4 protein-coding genes are annotated in these 3684 nt (G+C 64.0%); 1 reads left to right on the top strand and 3 read right to left on the bottom strand.

Features of this window, described 5'->3' with window-relative positions; genetic code table 11:
• Positions 1-966: glucuronate isomerase (gene uxaC / locus ACU0BR_RS00055; RefSeq protein ID WP_446154791.1), on the bottom strand; the 966-nt coding region annotated here is incomplete at its 3' end.
• 132 nt (positions 967-1098) lie between these two features.
• Between uxaC and ACU0BR_RS00050 the strand changes: the two genes are divergently transcribed.
• Positions 1099-2628 carry a UxaA family hydrolase gene (locus tag ACU0BR_RS00050; protein WP_446154790.1) on the top strand — a complete coding sequence of 510 codons (1530 nt, stop codon included), beginning with the start codon at positions 1099-1101 and terminating at the stop codon, positions 2626-2628.
• Positions 2629-2900: 272 nt separating this feature from the next.
• Here ACU0BR_RS00050 and ACU0BR_RS00045 read toward each other — a convergent pair whose 3' ends face one another.
• Positions 2901-3242, bottom strand: coding sequence for a hypothetical protein (locus ACU0BR_RS00045; RefSeq protein WP_446154789.1), 342 nt, complete (start codon positions 3240-3242; stop codon positions 2901-2903).
• A 63-nt stretch (positions 3243-3305) separates the two neighbouring features.
• Positions 3306-3684, bottom strand: a 379-nt coding sequence (locus tag ACU0BR_RS00040; protein WP_446154788.1) for a TspO/MBR family protein, incomplete at its 5' end; no start/stop codon positions are given.

Below are 3684 nucleotides of genomic sequence, written 5' to 3'. Positions count from 1 at the left end.
CTTGTCGCGCCCGAATCGTTCGAACAGCGCGGCGTTGTGATTGCGGAAGCTGCCGGGGTGGATCTGCATGACCAGCCCGTCATCGATGCTCATCGCCGCCATTTCGGTCAGCATTTGCGCGCGGAACAGTTCGGCGTCGTCCTTGCTGGCCTTGCCGTCCTTGACACGATCGAACAGCAGCGCGGCCTCGGCAGCCGACAGGTTCGCGGTGGCGGCGGTCGGATGGCCATGATCGCTGCTGGTCGCGCCCATCGTCTTGAAGAATTCACGGCGCTGGCGATGGGCGTTGAGGTAGCCCTGCCACGTCCGGCAATTCTCTCCGGTCAGTTCGGAAAAGCGGTCGAGATTGGCGCTGAAACCCTCGAACTCCGGGTCCACCACGGGATCGGGGCGATAGGCGGTGACCACCCGGCCATTCCAGTCGCTGTCCCTGATCGCCGCATGGTGTTCCAGCGTATCCAGCGGACCTTCGGTGGTGGCGATCACCTCGATGCCATAGCGGTCGAACAGGGCGCGTGGCCGGAAATCTTCGGTCGCCAGCTTTTCGGTGATCGTATCGTAATACAGGTCCGCCGTTTCCCCCGACAACTGGACTTCCATTCCGAAAGCCTCGGTAAACACCCAGTCGAGCCACATGCGCGAGGGCGTGCCGCGGAACAGGTAATAATTCTCGGCCAGAATACGCCATGCCTTGCGCGGGTCCGCCTTGTGCCCCGCGATGCCGAGGTCTTCGAGCCGCACGCCCTGCGAATACAGCATGCGGAAGATGTAATGGTCGGGCACCAGCAGCAGTTCGGTCGCATTGCCGAAGCTTTCGTTACTGGCGAACCAGCTGGGATCGGTGTGACCGTGCGGGCTGACAATCGGCAGATCCTTGACGCTGGCGTAGAGTTCGCGGGCGACGGCGCGGACGGCGGGGTCGCTGGGTAGCAGGCGGTCGGGATGGAGGTTGAGGGGGCGGGTCATTTCACTCTCCTGTAACTCGGCCGATTGCTGTGACCGCTGCGTTCTGGTAACCGGTGTCAAAGGCGCTCATGCAATGGGTGCCGACCAGAATCAACCGGTCAATCCGATAGATACCGGTGTCGAAAGAACGATATGACAACAACAGGCACGATCGAACAGACCCGCATGCCGACAGCCATGCGCTGCCATGCCGATGATACCGTGCTGGTGGCCTTGCGCGATATCGCGGCGGGCGAGGCGGTCGAGGCAAACGGCGCCGCGATCACGGCGAATACCGCAATTTGTTCGGGTCACAAGATTGCGCTGCGGGATCATGCGCTGGGCGATCCGGTGATCCGCTATGGCGAGCAGATCGGGCTGGCCAGTGCGCCGATTTCGGCCGGCGATCATGTGCATTCGCATAATCTGAAGACCGCGCTGTCGGGCGAGGTGGCCTATGGCGATTTCGCGGGGCCTGAAAATGACACCGGGGCCGAGCCGCTGGGCAGCTGGCTTGGATACCGGCGCGAGGATGGCCGCTATGCCACGCGAAACGAGATCTGGCTGATCCCGACGGTCGGCTGCGTCGCGCCGATGTGCGAGATGCTGGCGCGCGAGGCGGAGATGCGCCACGGCGATGCGATCGCGGCGGGCAAGATCGACGGGATCGTCGGCTTTGGCCATCCGCATGGCTGTTCGCAGCTGGGCGACGATCTGTCGGGGACGCGCGATGTTCTGGCGGCGCTGTGCGACAATCCCAATGCGGGCGGGGTGGTGCTGATCGGCCTTGGGTGCGAGAGCAACCAGCTGGACGCGCTGATCGAGCGTGTGCCCGAACGCAGCCGGTCCAAGCTGCGGGTGATGCGTGCGCAGGATCCGGGCGACGAATATGACCGCGCCAATGCGCTGATCGACGCGCTGGTCGGGGAATTGTCCGGCGAGACGCGGGTGAAAGCGCCTGCCTCGGCATTGGCGGTCGGGCTGAAATGCGGGGGGTCGGACGCGCTTTCGGGCGTGACGGCCAATCCGCTGCTTGGCCGGTTCAGCGACCGGGTTGCGGCCAGCGGCGGGCGGCTGGTGTTGACCGAAATCCCCGAGATATTCGGCGCGGAAGGATCGCTGTTCGCGCGCAGCGTCTCGGGCGAGGTTCACGACAAGGCGACGGGGCTGCTCAACCGGTTCAAACGCTATTTCCTTGAGCAGGGGCAGCCGGTTTCGGAAAATCCCTCTCCCGGCAATATCGAGGGCGGGATCACCACGCTGGAGGAGAAATCGCTGGGCGCGGTGCAGAAGGGCGGCAAGGCGCCGCTGGTCGACGTGATCGATTATGGCGGCACGGCGGACATGGCGGGCATGACCTTGCTGGAAGCGCCGGGCAACGATGCCGTGTCCTCGACCGCGCTGGCGGCGGCGGGGGCGACCATGATCCTGTTCACCACGGGCCGCGGCACGCCTTTGGGCTTTCCGGTGCCCACGGTGAAGATCGCGTCCAATTCGAAGCTGGCGGCCAGCAAAGCGGGCTGGATCGACTTCGACGCGGGCCGCATGTTGAGCGAACCCGCCGGGGAGGTGGACGCCGATTTCGCGCAGGAATTGCTGGCCATCGCGAGTGGCCGCCAGACCGCCAGCGAGCGCAGCGGCCAGCGCGTCATCTCGATCTGGAAGCGCGGCGTCACGCTTTAGGCGCGGCCTTTCAGGCGTTTGAAAAGTGACAAAGGTGACACATCCTACAAGGGCTGTCACCTTGCGCAAGGCCGCGGAGATGCTGGCGTTCCGGCCCAAAGTTTACACGCGCGGGGTGCGGAGAGATCGGACGGTTTCAAAGAGCCGGTGCCAGAGGGTGGCGGCGGTTCGGCGATAGCGGATCGGGGGTGTGTAGGACAGTGGGGATGCGGGGAAGATGTGGGGCGGGGGATGCGGGGAAGATGTGGGGCGGCGGTGTCGGAACGCCGAGGCTAGCCTTTCCAGTGACCAGCCGGCCATTTTTCCTTCCTGGCTCGGGGATGCCGGGTTTTCCTGCGCCACTCGAATAGAACCGGGACCAGGAGCGTGATGGATAGGATCAGGGCAAAACCGCAGGCACCGACCCAGAAGCTGGCGAAAGTTTCAGACCGCATGATGGGCTGATCGCCCAGTGCCAGACCTATGAAAATGCCTAGCGACCCAAGAGGAAACAGGATCGCGCCAGCTATCGCCCGTTGTCGAAACGAAAACCACTTCGGGAAGAAGAAAGTGGCTGCAAGCACTGAGGCCACCGCTGCCAGCTCTGCAATAACGCTTTGGTCCATGATGGTCATCATATCTGGTGCGCCGGCGTTCACAATCGTTCGTCAGCGGTGGTTGCGCGGTACCCCCCCGGCTCAGGTCGCGCGGCGGCCCGTGAAGGGGCCGTTCAGCGCGACGATCTTCCAGTTCAGTATGGCCGCGAAGCTGACCCATGCGAGATAGGGCACGATCAGCCAGCTTGCGAAGACCGACCATTCGCGCAGCACGATGCACAGCGACAGCACCGACAGCCACAGAAAGGGCACCTCTATCAGCGCCCAGTCGGGTCTTCTGATGTTGAAGAACAGCGGGGACCACAGGAAATGGCACACGCCGTTCACCAGATAGAGCGCGATCAGCCAGCCCGTATCGCCGCTGTCCGCCGCCGCATCCCAGCATAGCACGAACGCCCATGCGGCAAGCCCGAGGATCACCGTCCATGCCGGGCCGAACAGCCAGTCGGGCGGCTGCCAG

This window comes from Brevirhabdus sp., assembly GCF_052826345.1.
Note: the sequence above shows the minus strand (reverse complement) of the source record. Positions and strands in the feature narration are given on the sequence as shown.

Coding starts and splice junctions, on each gene's coding strand:
- ACU0BR_RS00045 (WP_446154789.1), bottom strand. CDS start 3,242: ATGACCATCATGGACCAAAGCGTTATTGCAGAGCTGGCAGCGGTGGCC.
- ACU0BR_RS00050 (WP_446154790.1), top strand. CDS start 1,099: ATGACAACAACAGGCACGATCGAACAGACCCGCATGCCGACAGCCATG.